The 20,260-nt window shown below is 60.9% G+C and carries 17 protein-coding genes; 8 read left to right on the top strand and 9 right to left on the bottom strand.

All coding sequences use genetic code 11. The features are described from left to right. Positions 1 to 13: 13 nt before the first annotated feature. The 4 genes from ftsY to ACO08A_RS11470 form a co-directional block, all read right to left on the bottom strand. Positions 14 to 1,309 carry a signal recognition particle-docking protein FtsY gene (gene ftsY / locus ACO08A_RS11485; RefSeq protein ID WP_422041190.1) on the bottom strand — a complete coding sequence of 432 codons (1,296 nt, stop codon included), beginning with the start codon at positions 1,307 to 1,309 and terminating at the stop codon, positions 14 to 16. 85 nt (positions 1,310 to 1,394) lie between these two features. Further along, on the bottom strand, positions 1,395 to 2,663 hold the full coding sequence (mtaB, locus tag ACO08A_RS11480) for a tRNA (N(6)-L-threonylcarbamoyladenosine(37)-C(2))-methylthiotransferase MtaB (RefSeq protein WP_422041189.1): 1,269 nt from the start codon (positions 2,661 to 2,663) through the stop codon (positions 1,395 to 1,397). Beyond that, on the bottom strand, positions 2,660 to 3,568 hold the full coding sequence (gene dapF / locus ACO08A_RS11475) for a diaminopimelate epimerase (protein WP_422041188.1): 909 nt from the start codon (positions 3,566 to 3,568) through the stop codon (positions 2,660 to 2,662). The genes mtaB and dapF overlap by 4 nt, the downstream gene beginning before the upstream one ends. A gap of 149 nt (positions 3,569 to 3,717) precedes the next feature. Further along, complete coding sequence (locus tag ACO08A_RS11470) at positions 3,718 to 4,611, bottom strand: neutral zinc metallopeptidase (RefSeq protein WP_422041187.1); 894 nt, start codon at positions 4,609 to 4,611, stop codon at positions 3,718 to 3,720. A gap of 167 nt (positions 4,612 to 4,778) precedes the next feature. Here ACO08A_RS11470 and ACO08A_RS11465 point away from each other — a divergent pair, with 167 nt between their 5' ends. After that, positions 4,779 to 5,264, top strand: a complete 486-nt coding sequence (locus ACO08A_RS11465) for a hypothetical protein (protein WP_422041186.1) — start codon at positions 4,779 to 4,781, stop codon at positions 5,262 to 5,264. A gap of 27 nt (positions 5,265 to 5,291) precedes the next feature. On the opposite strand, the gene ACO08A_RS11460 is transcribed toward ACO08A_RS11465, so the two are convergent. After that, positions 5,292 to 5,831, bottom strand: coding sequence for a L,D-transpeptidase family protein (locus tag ACO08A_RS11460; protein WP_422041185.1), 540 nt, complete (start codon positions 5,829 to 5,831; stop codon positions 5,292 to 5,294). Between the two features lie 192 nt (positions 5,832 to 6,023). Between ACO08A_RS11460 and ACO08A_RS11455 the strand changes: the two genes are divergently transcribed. The 5 genes from ACO08A_RS11455 to ACO08A_RS11435 all read left to right on the top strand — a co-directional run bounded on the left by ACO08A_RS11455 (position 6,024) and on the right by ACO08A_RS11435 (position 10,013). Then, positions 6,024 to 6,707, top strand: a complete 684-nt coding sequence (locus ACO08A_RS11455; RefSeq protein WP_299477884.1) for a response regulator transcription factor — start codon at positions 6,024 to 6,026, stop codon at positions 6,705 to 6,707. Between the two features lie 25 nt (positions 6,708 to 6,732). Next, complete coding sequence (locus ACO08A_RS11450; RefSeq protein ID WP_422041184.1) at positions 6,733 to 7,239, top strand: Crp/Fnr family transcriptional regulator; 507 nt, start codon at positions 6,733 to 6,735, stop codon at positions 7,237 to 7,239. 132 nt (positions 7,240 to 7,371) lie between these two features. Continuing rightward, entirely contained in the window at positions 7,372 to 7,851 is a 480-nt protein-coding gene (locus ACO08A_RS11445; RefSeq protein ID WP_422041183.1) for a hypothetical protein, read from the top strand. A 160-nt stretch (positions 7,852 to 8,011) separates the two neighbouring features. Then, positions 8,012 to 9,139: an SIS domain-containing protein gene (locus ACO08A_RS11440; protein WP_422041182.1), complete on the top strand. Its 1,128-nt coding sequence runs from the start codon at positions 8,012 to 8,014 to the stop codon at positions 9,137 to 9,139. Then, entirely contained in the window at positions 9,126 to 10,013 is an 888-nt protein-coding gene (locus tag ACO08A_RS11435) for a formyltransferase family protein (protein ID WP_422041181.1), read from the top strand. The genes ACO08A_RS11440 and ACO08A_RS11435 overlap by 14 nt, the downstream gene beginning before the upstream one ends. Positions 10,014 to 10,052: 39 nt before the next feature. Here ACO08A_RS11435 and ACO08A_RS11430 read toward each other — a convergent pair whose 3' ends face one another. Further along, complete coding sequence (locus tag ACO08A_RS11430) at positions 10,053 to 11,903, bottom strand: EAL domain-containing protein (RefSeq protein ID WP_422041180.1); 1,851 nt, start codon at positions 11,901 to 11,903, stop codon at positions 10,053 to 10,055. A gap of 438 nt (positions 11,904 to 12,341) precedes the next feature. Here ACO08A_RS11430 and ACO08A_RS11425 point away from each other — a divergent pair, with 438 nt between their 5' ends. After that, on the top strand, positions 12,342 to 12,866 hold the full coding sequence (locus ACO08A_RS11425; protein WP_422041179.1) for a flavodoxin domain-containing protein: 525 nt from the start codon (positions 12,342 to 12,344) through the stop codon (positions 12,864 to 12,866). A gap of 153 nt (positions 12,867 to 13,019) precedes the next feature. Here ACO08A_RS11425 and leuD read toward each other — a convergent pair whose 3' ends face one another. The 3 genes from leuD to ACO08A_RS11410 form a co-directional block, all read right to left on the bottom strand. Next, positions 13,020 to 13,625, bottom strand: a complete 606-nt coding sequence (gene leuD, locus ACO08A_RS11420) for a 3-isopropylmalate dehydratase small subunit (protein WP_422041178.1) — start codon at positions 13,623 to 13,625, stop codon at positions 13,020 to 13,022. Positions 13,626 to 13,674: 49 nt separating this feature from the next. After that, on the bottom strand, positions 13,675 to 14,625 hold the full coding sequence (argC, locus tag ACO08A_RS11415) for an N-acetyl-gamma-glutamyl-phosphate reductase (RefSeq protein ID WP_422041177.1): 951 nt from the start codon (positions 14,623 to 14,625) through the stop codon (positions 13,675 to 13,677). Positions 14,626 to 14,714: 89 nt separating this feature from the next. Continuing rightward, positions 14,715 to 15,281 (bottom strand): peroxidase-related enzyme, encoded by a 567-nt coding sequence (locus tag ACO08A_RS11410; protein WP_422041176.1) that lies wholly within the window; start codon positions 15,279 to 15,281, stop codon positions 14,715 to 14,717. Between the two features lie 94 nt (positions 15,282 to 15,375). Between ACO08A_RS11410 and ACO08A_RS11405 the strand changes: the two genes are divergently transcribed. Then, complete coding sequence (locus ACO08A_RS11405; protein ID WP_422041175.1) at positions 15,376 to 20,187, top strand: NAD-glutamate dehydrogenase; 4,812 nt, start codon at positions 15,376 to 15,378, stop codon at positions 20,185 to 20,187. The last annotated feature ends 73 nt before the right edge of the window (positions 20,188 to 20,260 follow it).

Raw genomic sequence — 20,260 nt, 5'->3', positions numbered from 1 at the left:
GCGGCCTGAACCGTCAGGCGAGGCCGGCGATGGCGCTGGCAAAATCCTTGGCCGAAAACGGCTCCAGATCCTCGACACCCTCGCCGACGCCGATGAAATGCACCGGCAGTCCGTGCTTGGCGGCAATCGCCACCAGGATGCCGCCGCGCGCCGTGCCGTCGAGCTTGGTCATGACCAGCCCGGTCACGCCGGAAACCTTGCCGAAGATCTCGACCTGGTTGAGGGCGTTCTGACCCGTGGTCGCATCGAGCGTCAGGAGAACGGTATGCGGTGCTTCGGGATCGTGTTTCTTTATGACCCGGATGACCTTTTCCAGCTCATCCATCAGCTCGGCCTTGTTCTGGAGCCTGCCCGCCGTGTCGATCAGGAGCACATCGACCTGCTTCTCTTGCGCTTCCTTCATGGCGTCGAAGGCGAGCCCGGCAGCATCGGCACCTGTGTCCCGGGCAATCACCTCTGCACCGGTCCGTTCACCCCAGATCTTGAGCTGTTCGACGGCCGCCGCGCGGAAGGTATCGCCGGCGGCGAGCATCACCTTCTTGTTCTCGGACCGCAGTTTGCGGGAGAGTTTGCCGATGGTCGTCGTCTTGCCCGTCCCGTTCACGCCGACCATCAGGACAACGTGAGGTTTCTTCCCCGTATCGAGATCGAGCGGCTGTGCAACCGGCTCCAATACTTTCTCGACTTCCTCGGCGAGGATTTCCCGGACTTCCTCCGGGGAGATTTCCTTGTTGTAGCGCCCGTCCGACAGCCGCTCCGTGATGGCCATGGACGTGTCGACGCCGAGATCCGCCTGGATCAGAATGTCCTCAAGCTCCTCCAGCATGGAGGCGTCCAGCTTGCGCTTGGTGAAGATCGACGTGATGCCTTCCGTCAGCGACGCGGACGATCGGGAGAGACCTTTCTTCAGCCGTTGAAACCAGGTCTGCTTCGGCTCCTCTAGGGCAGGTTCCGGCTCGGCCACCGCGTCCGGTTCTGTGGCGCTGTCCGTTGCCGGTGGCTCTTCCGGCTCATCTGCAAGATCTGTCGACAGAAATTCTTCCGGGCCGGCAGGAACCTGTGGCGGCGGCATGTCCGGGATCAGCTGCGGCTCCGACCCGATACCGAAAGGCTCGGTGGGTGCACTCATCGAAGCGACCGGCTCGACATTCATTTCAACGGACGCCGTCACATCGGCAGCATCTTCATCGATCCGCTCCCGGACCTTTTCCGGGGTTGCCGTGGCTTCGGCAACAGCATCCGGCTCCGCGTCCGGCTTGTCCTTCCCGCCGAAGAGCCGGCCCAGAAATCCACGTTTTTTCTCGCTCATGAATTTGCCCTAAAACTCGTCCGTCGCGCTCGTTGGCTGCCGGACCGACAGGTAACCCGATGTGAAACCGAATGCTGTCCGCAGGTCACGCGGCCTTCGAAAGGGCTTCGCCCAGCAGATGCCGTCCGGTATGACCGATAATTCGGGTTTCGACAATATCACCGGCCTGTCCGCCTGCGAGTTCCACCTGCGTGAACTGCTCGGTCCGGCCAAGGCCTTCCTTTTCGATCAGGACGGGACGCACCTTGCCGATTTCACTCTTCAGATGACAGAGCAGCACGTCTTCGCCCTTCGCCCGCAGACGCGCACCGCGCTCCTTGACGATGCTGCGATCGAGCTGTGGCATCCGCGCGGCCGGTGTGCCGGGCCTCGGTGAAAACGGGAAAACGTGCAGATGGGTGAGCCCGCACTCATCGACAATGCGGAGCGAATTTCCGAACATCTCCTCGGTTTCGGTCGGGAAACCGGCGATGATGTCCGCGCCGAAGACCACGTCGGGCCGCATCCGTCTGACCTCTTCGCAAAAGCGGATCGTGTCGGCGCGAAGATGCCGGCGCTTCATCCGCTTCAGGATAAGGTCGTCCCCGGCCTGCAGCGACAGATGAAAATGTGGCATCAGCCGGGCGTCTTCCGCGATCACCGCCATCAGGTCCGCGTCCGCCTCGATGGAATCGATCGAAGACAGGCGCAGGCGCTTCAGCTCCGGCACCATTTTCAGGATCTTGGCCGTCAGCGTCCCGAGTTTCGGCGCACCGGGCAGGTCCGCGCCGTAAGACGTGATGTCGACGCCGGTCAGAACGATTTCATTGTAGCCGTTGTCGACAAGCCGCTTGATCTGGTCGACGACGACACCCATCGGCACCGAACGGGAATTTCCGCGGCCATAGGGAATGATGCAGAAGGTGCAGCGATGATCGCAGCCATTCTGGACCTGTACGAAGGCGCGGGCGCGTCCGGTCAGGCCGTCAATCAAGTGTCCGGCCGTTTCCCCGACGCTCATGATGTCGTTGACGCGGACTTTTTCGCTGTCCGAAATGCCGAAGGCAACAACGTCATGGTAGGATTTGCGCTCAAGCTTTTCCGTGTTGCCGAGAACGAGGTCCACTTCTTCCATGGCGGAAAAAGTCTCGGTTTCCGTCTGTGCGGCGCAACCGGTCACGATCACCCTTGCGTCGGGATTGTCGCGCTTTGCCTTGCGCACGGCCTGCCGCGCCTGGCGAACGGCTTCATTGGTGACCGCGCAGGTATTGATCAGGATCGCGTCCTTGAGCCCAGCAGCCTCCGCCTCGCGCTTCATCACCTCCGACTCGTAGGAATTGAGCCGGCAGCCGAATGTCACCACGTCGATGCTCATGAAGCCTCTCCGGCCTCGACTGCGTCCCCGGATCCGGTCTTGCGCCACTCGAGCGTGTCCAGATCGACCTCGCCCTCGAACTCCACCTCCGTCAATCCGGTCATGAGCACGTGATTGTCGCTCTCGCGCCATTCGATGCCGATCGGTCCGCCCGGCAGATGAACCGTTGTCTTGCGGCCGGTCTTGCTGTCGCGGGCCGCGGCAACACCCACCGCGCAGGCAGCCGTCCCGCACGCCAGCGTCAGGCCGACACCGCGCTCCCACACTTTCAGGCGGATCTGGTTTTCGTCGAACACATGCGCGAGCGAAATGTTGGCCCCTTCGGGGAAGATCGGATGATGTTCGAGCAGGGGCCCGAACCGCTCGAGCTCGTAGCCTTCGACGTCATCGACCCAGAAAATCGCATGGGGATTGCCCATGTTGACGGCGGCCGGTGTGTGCAGAACGGGATCGTCGATCGGGCCGATCTGCAATTCGATGGCACGCGTATCCGCAAACTCCTCGGCGAGCGGGATTTCTTCCCAGCCGAGCCGTGGCGCGCCCATGTCCACCGTCACGTTGCGCGGTCCCGGGCTGTCGAAGGCGTGCAGAAGCCCGGCGCTCGTCTCGATGGTCACGAGATCCTTTCCGACCTCTTCCATCAAGAGGCGCCCGATGCAGCGGGTCGCGTTGCCGCAGGCCGAGACCTCACCGCCATCCTGGTTGTGGATGCGCATGAAGGCGTCGACACCGAGCGATGACCGTTCAACGGTGATCATCTGGTCGAATCCGATGCCGTTGTCCCGGTCTCCGAGCCTGGCAATGACGTCGCCGGAAAGCCGCAACGGCTGCGCGCGCGCATCCCAGACAACAAAGTCGTTGCCCAGGCCATTCATCTTCAAAAAGGGTCTGATCTCAGACGCCATACCGGGTGCACTTCTTTCAGGTTCTTGAAAACGGATCGGTGTTTTGCGATCTGGCGCCTTATATGGCGGAAAACGCGGCAAATTACCAGTGGGCACCCGCTTCAGACCTGCCATGCGTCCGGCGACGGGGTCGGCATCACGAAACGGTTCTAAAGCTGCGCGGCCTTGAACGTGTCACAGGCGTCGATCGCGCCGGCTTCGAATCCCTTCCTGAACCACCTGGCCCGCTGCTCGGACGTACCGTGATTGAAGGTTTCCGGCACGACGTAACCCTGCGCCTGGAGTTGCAGGGTGTCGTCGCCGATCCGGCTGGCCGCGTTGAGCGCTTCGTCAATGTCGCCTGCCTCGACAAAACCGCGCTGCCGCGCGGCATAGTGCGCCCAGATCCCGGCAAAACAGTCCGCCTGCAACTCCACCCGGACCGACAGGGCGTTCGCCTCGGTCTTGCTGAGCGTGCGCCGGATCTTGTGAAACTCCGGCAGAATGCCGAGAACGTTCTGAATGTGATGGCCGACTTCATGCGCCAGCACATAAGCCTGCGCGAAATCGCCGGGTGCATTCAGCTGGTCGGCAAGCTGCTTGTAAAAGGACAGGTCGATATAGAGCTTGTCGTCCGCCCCGCAGTAGAATGGCCCGGTCGCGGCACTGGCATAGCCGCACGCGGACGACACCGACCCGGAAAACAGAACCAGCGTCGGCTCCGGATAGTCACCGCCGAGATCGGAGAAGATGGCGCTCCACGTATCTTCCGTATCCGCGAGGATGACGGAGACGAATTGCGCGGTCTCGTCGTTCGCCACCGATTGCGGCGCCTGCGGCTGAACATCGGGCGCATAGGATCCGCCGCCGTCGAGCTGGCTGAGCACGGTGAGCGGATTGATGCCCATGAGCCAGGCCACCCCGGCCACGATGATGAGCCCGGTCAGCCCGATGCCGCCGCCGGTGCGCGCGCGCCGTCCACGGGGCATGCGTAGGCGCGCCCCGCTGCTCCTGCCCCGCCTGTCATCGATATTGCTGCTGCCGCGGCGGCCTTTCCAGCGCATGGCTTACGTATCCGTCCGTTGTCCCTCCGTCATCAATAGCAGACCGGGCGTTCGTCCGGTACGTCAAAAGACCCGGCGGCGTCCTGATTGTGATCCCAATTACAGCAATTTGGCGCCTTTCGCCGGAGAATGCGCGTCGTCAGGGCTGCAATTGAAGGACGTTTGAAATGCGCGATGTCACGGAACAGGAAGCCCAACGGCTCATCAGCTTCGCACGCGACCGCCTCGGGCGGCAGGAGGGCGACGGCCAATGCTGGACGCTGGTCAACAATGGCTTCAGCGCGCTCGATTTTCACAAACCCTCGTCAACCTATGACTGGGGACGGGAAATCGAGCAGTTGCATGATGCCAGACCGGGCGATGTCTTCCAGTTCACCAGCTTTCGTGTCGACGTATCGGTCGACAATCCGGACGGTGGCGGTTACGACGAGTTCGCCGAACGCGGCACGCCGAGACACACCGCGATCCTTGTCAGCATCGACGCCAACGGTCTCGCGACCTTTCTGGAATGCAATATCGGCGGCAGCTTCAGCGTACAGCAGCACGCATTCCATGTCCGCACGGCCGACTGGACCAATGACGAGGGCCGGCGGACACGTGTTGTCACCCGTGGCTCGTTCACGGTGTACCGGCCGCAGATGGCGGCAGAGTGAAGCCGAAGGCGCACACCCCCGGTCCCTCTACCGCCTGATTGTCATGCAAGACCCGGGCGCGGCGCGTTCGAGCAACAGGCGCATATGCGCGGGCGAGACAGCAACGCATCCTTCCGTGGGTGTGTAGCTCTCGCGCGCAATGTGAAAGAAGATTGCGCTGCCACGCCCCCTGACGGCCGGATACATGTTGCAGTCAAGCACCACGACGACATCGTAAAGCCGGTCGTCACGCCACATTTTTTCGTGACTTGCCGCAAAGGGCAGTGTGACGGGGCGGTTATAGAGGCGGTGCCCGGGATCGTCGCACCAGCCGGCATCACTTGTTATCGGCTCGACGGGCAGCACTGTTTTCGGCGGACGTCCCCTGTCGGGCCGATAAAAGACATGCAGGAGCTCGAAACAGCCCAGCGGCGTTGCACCATCGCCTTCTTTCTTGCGGGCGATCACACCCGACCTCCCGAGGGCACACGGAACCGTGATCGGGCCGAGCCGGATAATTCCCCTGGTCCGGTCACGCGCCAGGGGTCTGACTTCCAGTGTTTCCGCCGGTTTGCCCGAATTAAGCATGATTTGGGTTCCCGCCCTGCGAATGCCGATTGAAGATATTGATAAACCAGACCTAAACCCCGCGTGAAGAAGAATTGACGAATGCCTGCTTGTGCGGCGACTATTTCCCGCGCACATAGAGGCAGGAACACGCATGTGACGTTTGCACAAGTTGGCGTGATCAATTGAAGACACTTGGCGAGGACCGCACCCATGACCGCCCGCACGATCTTGATTGTCGATGATGATACCGAACTGCGCGAAGCGCTCGTCGAACAGCTCTCCCTCTACGATGAGTTCGAAACCATCCAGGCGGATTCGGCGACTTCCGGTATCGGGCTTGCCAAGGACGAACATGTCGACCTGCTGCTGATGGATGTCGGTCTTCCGGACATTGATGGCCGGGAAGCCGTCAAGCTCCTGCGCAAGAACGGGTTCAAGGCACCCATCATCATGCTGACGGGTCATGACGGCGACAGCGACACCATTTTGGGTCTTGAAGCCGGCGCGAACGACTACGTCACCAAGCCGTTCAAGTTCGCGGTCCTGCTGGCGCGCGTGCGTGCCCATCTGCGTCAGCACGAGCAGAGCGAAGACGCGACCTTCGCGATCGGCCGCTACTCCTTCCGTCCGGCAGCAAAGGTGATGCAGGACGACGCCGGCAGCAAGGTGAGGCTGACCGAGAAGGAAACCTCCATATTGAAGTTTCTCTATCGTGCCGGCGAAAAACCGGTCACCCGCGATGTCCTCCTGCATGAAGTGTGGGGATACAATTCCGGTGTCACGACACATACGCTGGAAACCCATATTTATCGCCTCAGGCAGAAAATCGAGCGGGATCCGTCGAATGCCGAGCTTCTGGTGACAGAAGCCGGTGGATATAAGCTTGTGCCCTGACCGGTATTCAGCGTAAATCTTGGGCATGAGCCTTGCCCAAGACATTGCGATTCTCAGACAAATCCCGATGCTCTCGGATTTCCAGGACGATCAGCTGCGCCTGCTCGCCTTCAGTGCCGAAAGCATGGATTATCACGACGGGCAGCGCCTCTTCGAAGAGAACGAGCGCGCTGACGGCGGGCTTGTCATCACAAGCGGAACGGTTGTCCTTCTGAAAAAGAAAGAAGACAGCTTCGAGGAAGTCGACAGGGTCGGCGCGGGCACGCTCATCGGCCAGACGGCGCTCCTGACGGAAAGCAGGCGGCCGTGCCGCGCCGATGCGGTCGGGACGGTCAGCATCATCCGCATCCGGCGCGCGCTCTTCAAGCGCATGATCCAGGAATATCCCGAACTCGCCCGCCGGCTCTTCGAACAGCACTCGCTCAAGTACCGCGCCACGATTGCAGCCCTGCGGCCGATCGGCGACAAGATGGCGGAACTCGAACAGCTCAATGCCGAACGGCGCCTCCGGGATGATGCCAAGGGGGAGTGACCTCGCCTGATCCTGAACTCCCGCGACGTTGCCAAAGTTTAAGGTTGCCGCCGGTTCGCCGCCACATTTCGTTCCCACCTCCTGATCAACCGCTCCTGATGAGCGTTTCCGATGAGAGAGGAGATGACCGAAATGATGAAATCCCTGCTTCCCGCTGCAATCTTGGCTGGCGCCCTGACCGCCGCCCCGGTGGCGTTCGCCGCAAACAACGACACCACTGCCATGGAGGGAACCTACCTCCTGGTGCAGCCGAATGAGAGCCAGCGGCTTCTCGCACTCAATCCCGGCGGCTCCGTCAGCCTCGTCAGCCAGGGCCAGCAGGTCCGCGGCTACACCTCCGGCCTCGGAACCTGGGAGATGACAGGTCCCGACAGCGCCCGCGCCGCGATTATCGACTTCAACGACCCGGCGCGCGAGAGCGACAGCAACGGCGCGACCCAGATGGTCTACGACATCAGTTTTTCCGGGGAGAAGGACGGCCGTTTTGAAAGCGTGTCCGGCAGCTTTACCGGCAAGGCCTATGCCAAGGGACAGAATCCGCTGGCGGACGATGCCGAGCCGAAGCGCAGGTTCGCCAATCAGTTCGATGGAACGCGATTGACCGTAAACTGAAACCGGACCGGCAGTTCCACAAAGCCATATGCCTCTCCGCTGGCGCGCTTGTGGAGCTGCCGACATCCGGACGAATCGCGTATCAATAGCCACCAGTGGCACTGCACCGGCCCGGCCGCTTCTCTGAAAAGCCTGGATTTCCCATGGGAGGACCAACAGAATGAACGACACGACTGCCAGCCCTCTGGGCGACAGGGTGGAACGGTTCAAGCTGATGAACGCGAAAATGGCCGAGCAGGTCAGGCGCACCACAAGCTACCGCTGTCTCAACCCCTACCCTCACGCGGGAAAGAACCGGGTCCGGCGCATCGTCCTGATGGGAATGGGCTGCTCCGCTGTGGTGGGAGATCTTTTGCGTCTTTTCCTGTTTGCCGAGCACAGTCATGTCGAGGCCCGGGTGATCAATGACTACCGCCTGGACTGGTATTTCAACGACGACGCGATCGCCGACCCTCACACGGTCTTCGTGCTGTGTTCCTACAGCGGCTCCTCCCTGGAACCGTTGATCGCCTATGATTACCTTTCGACAAGAACGAACAACATCGTGGTCTGGTCGTCGGGCAAGGGCGGCGACGAGCTGGAGGCGCGCGCGCTTGCCGACGGCCATGCGGCGTTTCAGTGGCAATTGAACGAAGAAGACCCGGAATATCCGCTGTTCAGCGCCGTCGAATTCTTTGCCAGCGCGACGGCCATCTGCCGGGAACTCGGCATCCTCGACGGTGCGAACGAAAACCTGCTCGACAGGGCGGGCACGTTCCTTGCCGAAAATGCGAACGCTGCGGAAGCCGAGGCACTGGCCGAACGCCTGGCCGGGCGGGATCTCCTCGTGCTGTCGAACCCGGTTTGGGATGAATCGGTCGTGAAGCTGATCCGGATGTATTTCAACGAAATCGCGATGGTCAACATTGCGACCAATCTCATTCATGAGTTCACGCACAGCCAGATCGCCGCCGTCGGCCCGACATCGCGCCGGCTCGCGATCCTGATCCTGCGCACCCCCGCCGGAAACCCGTTCGAGGAAGATCGCGTCGAGGCAACGAAAAGCTTGCTGGCCGCCTGCCCGTCGGCGGACAATGTCGACATTCACGAGTTCAAGGCGCCCGAAGGACCGCTTCTCGATGCGACGCTGCACACCCTGCATTTCTTCGCGATGGTCGCGGCGCACCTGTCGGAAATCGACGAAAAACCATCCTTTGAGCTGATTTCCAACGCCTCGGGCAATCCCTGGTACAATCAGGGCTCAATCCGGGACCGGGGAGACCGGACCCGCCTCGATGGAGATGCCTGACCGCACGGACGACTGGGGCGAGCATATCCCCTCCGGCCACGCCATTGGGGCAGGTCTTCGTGTCCTGCTGCTCGCAAGCGATGTCCCGCTGTTCGCCTGCGTAGCGGCAATCGAGGAGATCAACGCGGTGCGCAACGGTCCTCTCGTGCTGGCCGGCGTCGCCACGGATGCGGTCATGGATCCGAAAGCGCGCATCAGCGCCGGGAAACGGCTTTGGCAGCACTATTCGCCGGAGCAATGCAGGCTTTCCTATGAACGAACCCGGTCCTATTGCACCGAACGGGGGACCGCGTTCTTTTCCGGCTCCATACACGCATCGCCCTTTCTGGACTGGATGGAAACCTGCAAGCCGGACATCATCCTGTCCGCTTTCTACGGACAGCTCATTCCCGAAGGGATCCTGCGCAGCCCGCGACTTGGCGCCTGGAACGTGCACCCGTCGGACACACAACACGGAATTCGCGGTCCGCGGCCCTTTCTTGACACGATCGAAGCCGGCCTGAAACAGGCCAACGGACATCTTGGCAAGGTTGTCGTGCATGAGCTGGACCCCGGTTTCGACGAGGGCCGCGTCGTCATCGAAACGCCCGGCCTGCCCTTTCACGATTGCGATGGCGTCCTGCCGGCAAACCCGCTGCATATCGGCTTCAAGTTCTGCATTTATGCATACCCCGTTCTCGCAAAGGCGCTGCTCGCCACCTTGCTGGACGCGGGGCGCGATTTCACACCCTTTCAGATTGCCTATTCGCAAGCTGTCGCGAAGCAACTGAAAGCCTATCGCTACAGCGGGCATATCGGCTTCTCGACTGCGCCTGCGCTGATCCGGCGCATGCGGGATTGTCTTCAGCAAAACGACGTTGAGCCGGACCGGTAGCGTTTCGGGCAGAGAGGCGCCGTCATCAAATCCGGAGCTTCAGGAAAACCGTTGGATGCGTTCCAACCCGGCGTGTTCGGCTCCGGGATGCCAGAAGGCGCCCGCCGTTTCTGCCAGGCGCTGCTGCAGATCGTCCGAGCACATCGGTTTGCCGAAATGAAAGCCTTGCAGGTAGTCGCATCCCATGGCGCTCGCGAACTGCGCGTGATGTTCCGTTTCCACGCCTTCGGCGACGATGCTCATCCCGAGGCTCTTGCCGATGCCGATGATGGACGCGACCAGGGCACGGGCGGTCTCGTCCTCAACGATCGGCTGGATGAACTGGCGGTCGATCTTCAGCACGGCGGGCTTGATTTTCAAAAGCCCCTGAACGGACGCATGGCCCGTTCCGAAATCGTCGAGTGCGATCGTCACGCCCAGCGCCCTGAGTTCGCCGAGCGTCCACTGAACGACATCGCCGATCCGTTCCAGGTAGACCGACTCCAGGATCTCGATGGTCAGTCTCTGCGGATCCATTCCGGAACTCTTGATGTCGTGAATGAAGGTCGGGTCCGCGAGCCGCCCGGCCGAAATGTTGATCGAAAGGCGTGGCAGCTCGACGCCTGCTCTGTCGAACGAAGCCAGGATGTCCGGAAGCGCCGCGAAGGTGATTTCGTCGATCCGCTTCAGAATGCCCATGCTTGCCGCCGTCTCCAGAAACGCGGAGGGCGGCAGAAGGCCGAGCCTGGGATGCGCCCACCTGACGAGCACTTCGGCGCTCGCGATCCTGCCGGTGGCAGCGTCGATCAGGGGTTGGAAATGCGGTACGAATTCGCGCTTCTCGCATGCAACAAGGAGGTCCGACACCAGCCGCTTGGTCGCGATTGCCTCGGCATGCATTTCCTCGGTGAAGAAGGACCACCTACCCTTGCCTTGCGACTTCGCGTGGTAGAGAGCGATATCCGCATCCGCGACAACCTGCTCCGGGATCTCCATCCTGGCATTCGCGATGGCGACCCCGACGCTTGCGCTGCAGAAGGTCGACTTTCCCTCGAATGCAAAGGGAGCGTGCATTTCCTGGACGATCGCATCGGCCAGGCCGCTGATATTGAGGGCGCTGTCGCCAAGCGGTCTCAGGACGACGAATTCATCCCCGCCGAGACGCGCAACAAGATCTCTTCCGTCTGTCAGCCGGCGCAGCATGCCGGCGACGGAGATCAGCAACCGGTCTCCGGCGTCGTGGCCCAGGGTGTCGTTCACGGATTTGAAGCGATCCAGGTCGATGTAGAAGACGGCGAAGTCCCGGCCACCCTGCTTGAGATCCGATATCCAGGACTTCAGCTCGATTTCAAAGTGCCGCCGGTTGGAGAGCCCGGTCAGCGCATCCTCATTCGATTCCTTCGCCACGATCTTGGCGAGTTCGTGCAGCCGCGCATTTTCCTTCTCGAGCCGCTTGATCTTCTCGGCGAAGACCGCGAATTGCCCCTGGTCCGGTTCCACCGCGGGATAGGGTCTGCGCCGCGCTGTTTCGCGAGGTTGGTCTTCCAGTTCCACCAGGGAGCAGAGCCACCAGCGATTGCCGGTTTGAGCGTCTGAAAGCGGCACCCAGCTCATCTTCTGCCAGTATTGTTCCCCGTTGCGTCGATTGTTGCGCACCTTCACGGAGAAATGCTCCCAGTTCATCAGCTTCTCGATGATGATCAGGTGATCGCCCTGGTCCATGCTCGACCCGATCAGGATCGTCCCGCGCTGGCCGACAATCTCATCGAACCCGTAGCCGGTGATCCGGGTAAAGGCGCTGTTGCACCATTGAAGCTCCATGATTGCGCCGTCTTCGTCGCAAGCCAGCGCAAGTGCCAGGCCTTCGGTGCACTTGTCGGTAATCTGGTCAAGGATTTGCGCAGGTATCACGTGTGGGCCTCGAATGAACACACAATCAATGGAGCACCAAGAGATTAGATAAGTGCAAATTTGGAATCATTTGAACGTCTTAAGTTTAGTTTGACCTCTCGCATGATGCTAGTAAGCAATTTTCGCAGAATAGGATTCAGATAGGGCAACAAGGCAGAAAAAAATCAAGCATAAATCGGAACACTGCCCCATCGGGATAAGTTGCATGCGAATTATTCTATCGCTTTGCTTGCATAATCCTGACAAACGTTGCGCGAGTTTCGGTCCTACAAAACGCCGTAGCGAAGCGCCACCCGGCACAGACCTCGTCTATCCGAGTTGCAGAGGCAGGTCAATTTGACGCAATCAGGCGCGGAAAAACACGTGGAATTGCGGACGGAACGAACATCCGCCGTGTGCTAGCGTGACCCTATCGAATGCAAGCAGATGGGGGCACGCGTGAACGTTCTGATTGCCTATGCAACCACTGAAGGACAAACGGACAAGATTGCCAGGTTCATGGCCGCAGCCTTGACCGAAGAAGGTCACGAGGTTCGATTTCACAATGTGAGCGATCTGTCCGGAGGACTGACGGTCACCGACTACGACAAGGTGATTGTCGCAGGCTCCGTGCACTCGGGCAAACATCAGCCCGATCTCGAACTGTTTGCCTTTGCAAACCGGGAGCGGTTGAACCAGATGCCCGGCCTTCTTGTCTCCGTCAGCCTCGCGGCCGCATTTCCCGATACGCTCGACGAGGCCCGCGGATATGTCGGCACCTTTCTTGAGGCAACGCGCTGGAAACCGGCGCAGACCATCCAGGTCGCCGGGGCGGTGAAGCCCGGCAACTACGACTGGTTCCAGAAATCGGCCCTGCTGGAAGGCGACCTGGCGGGACATCTCAATGAAGACCTTCAGGAGATGCGCGAGTTCACCGACTGGGAGACCCTGAAACAGACGGTCACGGATTTCGCCGGTTCCTGAGGGCGCGGTGTTTCGCGCGCGCCGGCCATGCCCCCAAGAAGTCTAACGCCCGCAAGACCGAAGAAGCCCTGCGCCCGGTGACGGGCAGCAGGGCTGTATCTGTCTTGATCCGGTTGCCCGGGTCATTTCGGGTGCGTCAGCTAGTGCGATGGATCACACCCAGGGACGGCTTTCGCCCAACCGGCCTTCAAATGTATCGATCTGCTCGGACTTCGCCATGGTCAGGCCGATATCGTCGAGGCCGTTGATCAGGCAGTGTTTGCGGAAATGGTCGATCTTGAAGGCGATGTCGCCGCTTTCAAGGCCCCGGATTTCCTGGTTCTCCAGGTCGATCGTCAGGGTGAAGTTTGCGCCACGCTCCGCCGCGTGCAGCAGCGTTTCCAGCTCGTCTTCGGACACTTCGATCGGCAGAATGCCGTTCTTGAAGCAGTTGTTGTAGAAGATGTCGGCGAAGGACGTTGAGATGACGCAGCGGATGCCGAAATCCAGCAGGGCCCAGGGCGCATGTTCGCGCGACGAGCCGCAGCCGAAATTGTCGCCGGCGATCAGGATCTTGGCATCGCGATACGCCGCCTTGTTCAGAACGAAATCAACATTCTCGGAGCCGTCGTCATTGGTCCGCATTTCGTGAAACAGGGCGGTACCGAGACCGGTCCGCTTGATCGTCTTCAGGAACTGCTTCGGAATGATCATGTCGGTGTCGATGTTCACGATCGGCATGGGTGCCGCGACACCGGTCAGGGTTTCAAATTTTTCCAATGTTCTTTCTCCTGAAGGATCAGTCGGTCGCGGCCGCCGTGTTTCGGGCTCAGGCCGCGAGGCTTGTGGTCTGATCGACGCCGAGCATCAAGTTGAGGTTCTGGACCGCCGCACCGGACGCCCCTTTGCCGAGATTGTCGTAGACCGCGATAATGGCCGCCTGCGCGCGCGCATCGTTAGCAAAGACATGCAGACGCAGCAGATTGGTGTCGTTGACGGCCTGCGGATCCAGGAAATCGGCCCGCTCGAGTGCCTCCAGCGGGGCAACTTCGACAAACCCGTTGGCGGCGCCGGCGAAGTGATCGGCGAGCGCGGCATGCAGTTCTGCCCCGGTCGGGATCCGGTCAAGACCGGCCAGGTTCAAGGGAACAACGGTCAGCATGCCCTTGTAATAGTTGCCGACCGAAGGCGTGAACAGCGGCGCCGATGCCAGCAGCCCGTAGGCTGTCATTTCCGGCAGGTGCTTGTGATTGAAGCCAAGCCCGTAGGGCGCGTGGACATTCGCACTCGTGCCCTGTCCCTCGTAGTCGGCGATCATCCCCTTGCCGCCACCGGAATATCCCGAAACGCCATGGTAGGTCAGCGGAAAATCGGCCGGTAGCAGTTCCGCGGCAACGAGCGGGCGAACCGATGCAATCAGGCCCTGCGGCCAGCAGCCCGGATTGGTCACGCGCATGGCGCCGGCAATGACATCCGCCTGGCCAGGCTCCATTTCCGCAAAACCGTAGGCCCAGCCATCGGCAACCCGGTGTGCGCTGGACGCGTCGATCACGCGGGTCGTGTCGTTCTCGATCAGGGCGACGCTTTCCCGGGCAGCCGCATCCGGCAGGCACAGGATGGCAACATCCGCCTTGTTGAGATACTCGGCACGCGCCGCCGGGTCTTTGCGGCTCTCGTCGGGAATTGAGATCAGCTCCAGATCGCGGCGCATGGCGAGGCGCTCGCGGATCTGCAGACCCGTCGTACCGGCTTCACCATCTATGAACACGCGCGCGGCCATGGCCCGCTCCTCTCCTCGACTTCAGTAAAATCGAGAGCGTCATACACCCAATCGACCGTCTTGTCACCGATTGTCGGCGCGACCAGATTTCAACGGGCCCTTGAGTGATACTCATCATTCGGCCGCATGTCGGTTGCCGCCGCGACCCGGTTGCTCATGTTGAAGAAGGCGGCCACGGACGCGATGTCCCAGATATCCCGGTCGCTGAAACCTGCATCGCGCAGGGCTTGCCGGTCGCTCTCCAGAATTTCGGCAGGCCGTTCGGTAAGTTTGACCGCAAAGTCGAGCATGGCGCGCTGCCGGTCGCTCAGCTCGGCAACACGGTAGTTCATGACCATCAGCTCACCGAGCACCGGATCGCCGGACAGCTCGCGAACAGCCGCGCCATGGGCGGTCAGGCAATAGAAACAGCTGTTGACGGCGGATACCGCAACGGCAATCATCTCTCTCTCAAGTTTGGTGAGTCCACAATCCGCCAGCATGAGATCGTTGTACATGTCGGTGAAGGCGCGCAGCTTCGTGTCATCAAAGGAATAGGCCTTGAGCACATTGGGGATCAGTCCGAGCTTCTCCTCGCACAATTGGAAGTAGGCCCTGGTTTTTTCGTTCAAAGGTTCGTTTGAATCGATTAGCAAGGCCGTGACTTTACTTGACAATTTGCCTCTCCCGTCATGAAAACTTTTATGTCGCAGCAATACAAAATCATATCATGCGGCAGAGCCACAACTAAGATCGCCTAGGGGGTATGAAATGCCGGACAAACATGACGTCGAGAAACAAAAACTCATCGACGCAGTTCATGCTGGTCTGAACCAGGAAAGTCCCGCCCTGGCGGAGTTTGCGGCCGCCTTCTATGACCGGGCCGCCGCCGAGGATCTGGTTGCCTACACCGCCGAGGAACTGAACGGCTTTGCCCGGAGCGCCTGGCAGGATTTTCAGGACCACGAGCTCGGCACCCATCGCGTCAGCATCACCAACCCCTCTACAAAGAACAAGAATCCGAAGATCGACAGCCTGACGATCATCGAGATCGTCAATGACAACATGCCGTTCCTGGTTGATTCGGTGATGGACGAGCTGCAGAACAGCAAACTCGACGTGCATCTTGTGCTCCACCCGATCTTCATTGTCGAGCGCGACGAAAGCGGCAAGCTGCTGTCTTCGGTCGCCCGGAAAAAGCCGCCCAAGCGCAAGGATCGCCAGGAAAGTTTCATTCATATCCACGTGACCCGGATCGATTCGGAAGAAGCCCGTGACGCCTTGCTGGCGCGGCTCGACGCCGTGTTGACCTCCGTCAGATCGGTTGTCGACGACTTCAAGCCGATGCAGGAGCGCCTTGCCGAAGCGATCGACACGTTCAAGACCACGCAGATCCCCGGCAGCAGCGATGATCTCTGGGAAGCCATCCACTTCCTGGAGTGGATGGAGAAGAACAACTTCATTTTCCTCGGCATGCGGGAATACAAGTTCGAGGGCGGCGTCGACGAGGGCGAACTCTCCCCGTCCGAAGGCACCGGTCTCGGACTGCTGACGGATCCCGACGTCCGGGTTCTCAGGCGCGGCTCCGAATATGTCCAGATCACGCCCGAAATCCGTGAATTCCTGAAAAACCCCGAACCGCTGATCATTGCCAAGGCCAATGTGCGCAGCACCGTGCACCGGCGCGTGCACATGGACTATGTCGGCGCCAAGATCTACGACGATGACGGCCGGCTGACGGGGGAGCTGCGCATTGTCGGCCTGTTTGCCTCCACGGCCTATACCGAGCCGACCAGCACCATCCCCTTCCTGCGCCGCAAGGTTGCCAGCGTTCTGGCGCGCGCCGGCTATGGCTCTGAAAGTCACTCGGGGCGCGCGCTCCGCAACGTTCTGGAAGCCTTTCCGCGTGACGAACTGTTCCAGATCGAACGCGAACGCCTTTTCGATTTCGCCATTGCCATCCTGCAGCTCGATGAGCGCCCGCGCATCCGTGTCCTGTCGCGTCCGGACAAGTTCGACCGCTACGTTTCGATCCTGGTGTTCGTCCCGCGCGACCGGTATTCGACCGAGGTCAGGATCAATATCGGAACCTATCTGGCGTCCATCTACGAAGGCCGTCTGTCGGCCTGGTATGTCACCTACCTGGAGGGCCCCCTGGCACGGGTCCACTACATTATCGGCCGCGACACCGGCGAAACGCCGAAACCGGAACAGGAAGAGCTGGAGACCGCCGTCGCCGACATGGTCCGCACCTGGTCGGACAACGTCAAGGACGCCCTGAACAAGGAATTTCCGCCGGTTCAGGCACGCCAGCTGGCCGAGCGGTATGCGCTGTCTTTCCACGGCGGCTACAAGGAGGTCTACAACGCCCAGTCCGCGCTTTCCGATATCGTGAAACTGGAAACGCTGAGCGAACTGGACGACACGACGATCACGTTCCACCGACCGTCCGGATCGAGCGGCAACCGCCTGTCGCTGAAAGTGTACCACTGCGGTTCGCCGATCCCGCTTTCCGCCCGTGTGCCGCTTCTGGAAAACATGGGCTTCAAGGTGATCAACGAGCGAACCTACCGGGTCACACCGGCCGACACGCCGATGTCGTACCTGCATGAAATGACCCTCGAGAGCCATTCCGGGGAAGACTTCGATCTTCCGGAGGAGCTCCAGACCCGGCTCGAAAGCATGTTCATGGCGATCTGGATGGGTCGCGCGGAAAACGACGGCTACAACCGTCTCGTCCTGACCGCCGACCTCGCCTGGCGCGACGTTGCCGTCGTTCGGGCGCTGTCGAAATACCTGCGTCAGGCGGGCATCCCGTTTTCGGAAGACTACATGTGGAGCACCTTGAACAACTATCCGGCGATTACGGCGAAGCTGGTGGAACTGTTCCATCTCCGCTTCAATCCGGATGTGACCGAAAAGGACCGGGAACTCGGCTCCGATCGCCTTGCCGGCGAACTGAGCGAGGATCTGGAAGACGTTTCCAGCCTCGATGACGACCGCATCCTGCGCCGGTTCCAGAACGCCATCGGATCGGTCTTGCGGACCAACTTCTACCAGCTGGATACCGACGGCCAGCCAAAGCCGACATTCGCGTTCAAGATCGACAGCCGCCAGATCGACGATCTGCCGCAGCCGCGGCCCTTCCGCGAGATTTTCGTCTACAGCCCCCGCGTCGAGGGCGTCCACCTGCGCTTCGGCATGGTCGCGCGCGGCGGCCTGCGCTGGTCCGACCGTCCGCAGGATTTCCGCACCGAGGTGCTGGGGCTGGTCAAGGCCCAGCAGGTCAAGAACGCGGTGATCGTTCCGGTCGGCGCCAAGGGCGGTTTCGTGCCAAAACAGCTCCCCTCGATCACCGACCGGGATGCCTGGTTCAAGGAGGGCACGGAAAGCTACAAGATCTTCATCAACGCCCTTCTCGATGTCACGGACAATCTGGATGAAGACAGGATCCTGCCGCCGGAACGGGTACAGCGTTTCGACGTTGACGATCCCTACCTGGTTGTCGCCGCCGACAAGGGAACCGCGACGTTCTCCGATACCGCGAACGGCATTTCGGAAGGCCGCCATTTCTGGCTCGGCGACGCCTTCGCCTCCGGCGGCTCCGCCGGCTATGACCACAAGAAGATGGGCATCACCGCGCGCGGTGCCTGGGAGGCCGTCAAGCGCCACTTCCGCGAGATGAACCGGGACATCCAGACCGAACCGTTCACGGCGGCCGGTGTCGGTGACATGTCCGGCGACGTGTTCGGCAACGGCATGCTTCTGTCCAAGGCGACCAGACTGGTTGCCGCGTTCGACCACCGGGACATCTTCATCGATCCGGACCCGGACCCGGCAAGGACCTGGGACGAACGCAATCGCATGTTCGATCTCGGCCGGTCGTCCTGGAACGACTACAACACCGATCTGATTTCCAAGGGCGGCGGCATCTTCTCCCGTCAGCTGAAGTCGATCCCGTTGAGCCCGGAGATCCAGGCACTGCTCGGCCTCGAAAAGGCCGCGGCGACCCCCCAGGAAGTCATGACGGCGATCCTGAAGATGAATGTCGACCTGCTGTGGTTCGGTGGCATCGGCACCTATATCCGTGCAACGACGGAGACCGACGCGGACGCCGGCGACAGGGCCAATGACCCGATCCGGATCACGGCACCGGATGTCGGCGCGAAGGTTATCGGCGAGGGGGCGAACCTGGGCCTCACCCAGCTGGCTCGCATCGAGTTCAACAAGAATGGCGGCCGGTGCAATTCCGACGCGATCGACAATTCCGCCGGAGTGAACTCTTCCGATATGGAAGTCAATATCAAGATCGCCCTCGGAGCGGCGGTCAAGTCGGGAAAACTGAACGTCGAGGAGCGGAACACGCTGCTCGCCGACATGACGGACGAAGTCGCCGACCTGGTTCTGCGGAACAACTACCTGCAGACACTTGCCATTTCGATGACGCAGCTGCGTGGCCTCGAGGATTTCGGCTTCCAGGTCCGCATGATGCGCCAGCTCGAGCAGGCGGATCTGCTCGACCGCGTCGTCGAGCAGCTTCCCGACGAGGCCACCTTGCGCGAAATGCGAAAGGCCGGACAGCTCCTCACACGGGCCGAACTGGGCGTCCTTCTGGCCTATGCCAAGATCACCCTCTACGACGCGCTCCTGGACAGTTCCGTGCCGGATGACGCCTATCTCGCGCGGGAACTGTTCCGCTATTTCCCCGAGCAGATGGCGACTGCCTACGAGGACGAGATCAACGGTCATCGACTGCGCCGCGAGATCATCGCAACGATGCTGGCCAACTCCATGATCAACCGGGGCGGCGCAACCTTCCTGACCAGGCTGATGGATCAGACGGGCGCGACACCCACGGAAATCGCCCAGGGGTTTGTCGCGGTGCGCAACAGTTTCGATCTTACCGACCTCAATACGGAAATCGACGCGCTCGATACGAAGATAGACGGCGGCCTGCAGCTCGATCTTTACACCGAGGTTCAATCGCTGCTTCTGGAACGGGTGGTCTGGTTCAAGCGCAACGTCCATTTCGACAAGGGCTTGTCGGCGGTCGTCGACCGGTTCAGAAACGGTATCGCCGACCTGCGCGAGCGCCTGGAAAGCCTTTTGCCGGAGGAGCCGGCAGAGCTTCTCAATGCGCGCGCCGCCGAATACGAGGAGAAGGGCGTTCCAGCCTCGCTCGCCCGGCGCATTGCCTGGCTGATCGCGGAACAGGCGATCCCCGACATCGTCATCGTGTCGGAGGAAACCGGCGCCGATCTCGAAACGGCGGCGGAGGCCTACTACCAGGTGGCGCATCACTTCAAGATCGGCAACATGCACGAACTGGCCAGCGGGCTGGAAGTCCGCGACTACTATGACGGCCTTGCCCTCGACCGGGCGCGTGCGATCCTGTTCTCTGCCCATCGTGATCTTGCAAGCGCCGCCATCAGGGCCGGCAGCTTCGCCAACTGGCTGACGGAGCATGCCGGTGAAGCGGAAAACCGGCACGGTGCGGTCAACGAGATCCTGGATGGCGGCCTGAGCGTGTCCAAGTTCACGGTTGCGGCAGGCCTGCTGGCTGAAATCTGCGGGTCTGCATAACGGTCGGCAAGGTGACGTTGTAAACTCGGGGCCGGCAGTCTTTCTGCCGGTCTTTGCAATCGAAAGAGGACGT

Origin of the sequence: Roseibium sp. (assembly GCF_965232425.1) — a bacterium.
Classification (GTDB): Bacteria; Pseudomonadota; Alphaproteobacteria; order Rhizobiales; family Stappiaceae; genus Roseibium.
This window is presented reverse-complemented; position numbering and strand designations above follow the sequence as displayed.

What these genes read in the sequence shown, in the direction of transcription:
- ACO08A_RS11460 (WP_422041185.1), bottom strand. Translation starts at nt 5,831, where the DNA reads ATGCTTAATTCGGGCAAACCGGCGGAAACACTGGAAGTCAGACCCCTG.
- ACO08A_RS11470 (WP_422041187.1), bottom strand. Translation starts at nt 4,611, where the DNA reads ATGCGCTGGAAAGGCCGCCGCGGCAGCAGCAATATCGATGACAGGCGG.
- ACO08A_RS11445 (WP_422041183.1), top strand. Translation starts at nt 7,372, where the DNA reads ATGATGAAATCCCTGCTTCCCGCTGCAATCTTGGCTGGCGCCCTGACC.
- ACO08A_RS11455 (WP_299477884.1), top strand. Translation starts at nt 6,024, where the DNA reads ATGACCGCCCGCACGATCTTGATTGTCGATGATGATACCGAACTGCGC.
- ACO08A_RS11435 (WP_422041181.1), top strand. Translation starts at nt 9,126, where the DNA reads ATGGAGATGCCTGACCGCACGGACGACTGGGGCGAGCATATCCCCTCC.
- ftsY (WP_422041190.1), bottom strand. Translation starts at nt 1,309, where the DNA reads ATGAGCGAGAAAAAACGTGGATTTCTGGGCCGGCTCTTCGGCGGGAAG.
- argC (WP_422041177.1), bottom strand. Translation starts at nt 14,625, where the DNA reads ATGGCCGCGCGCGTGTTCATAGATGGTGAAGCCGGTACGACGGGTCTG.
- mtaB (WP_422041189.1), bottom strand. Translation starts at nt 2,663, where the DNA reads ATGAGCATCGACGTGGTGACATTCGGCTGCCGGCTCAATTCCTACGAG.
- ACO08A_RS11465 (WP_422041186.1), top strand. Translation starts at nt 4,779, where the DNA reads ATGCGCGATGTCACGGAACAGGAAGCCCAACGGCTCATCAGCTTCGCA.
- ACO08A_RS11440 (WP_422041182.1), top strand. Translation starts at nt 8,012, where the DNA reads ATGAACGACACGACTGCCAGCCCTCTGGGCGACAGGGTGGAACGGTTC.
- ACO08A_RS11450 (WP_422041184.1), top strand. Translation starts at nt 6,733, where the DNA reads ATGAGCCTTGCCCAAGACATTGCGATTCTCAGACAAATCCCGATGCTC.
- ACO08A_RS11405 (WP_422041175.1), top strand. Translation starts at nt 15,376, where the DNA reads ATGCCGGACAAACATGACGTCGAGAAACAAAAACTCATCGACGCAGTT.
- dapF (WP_422041188.1), bottom strand. Translation starts at nt 3,568, where the DNA reads ATGGCGTCTGAGATCAGACCCTTTTTGAAGATGAATGGCCTGGGCAAC.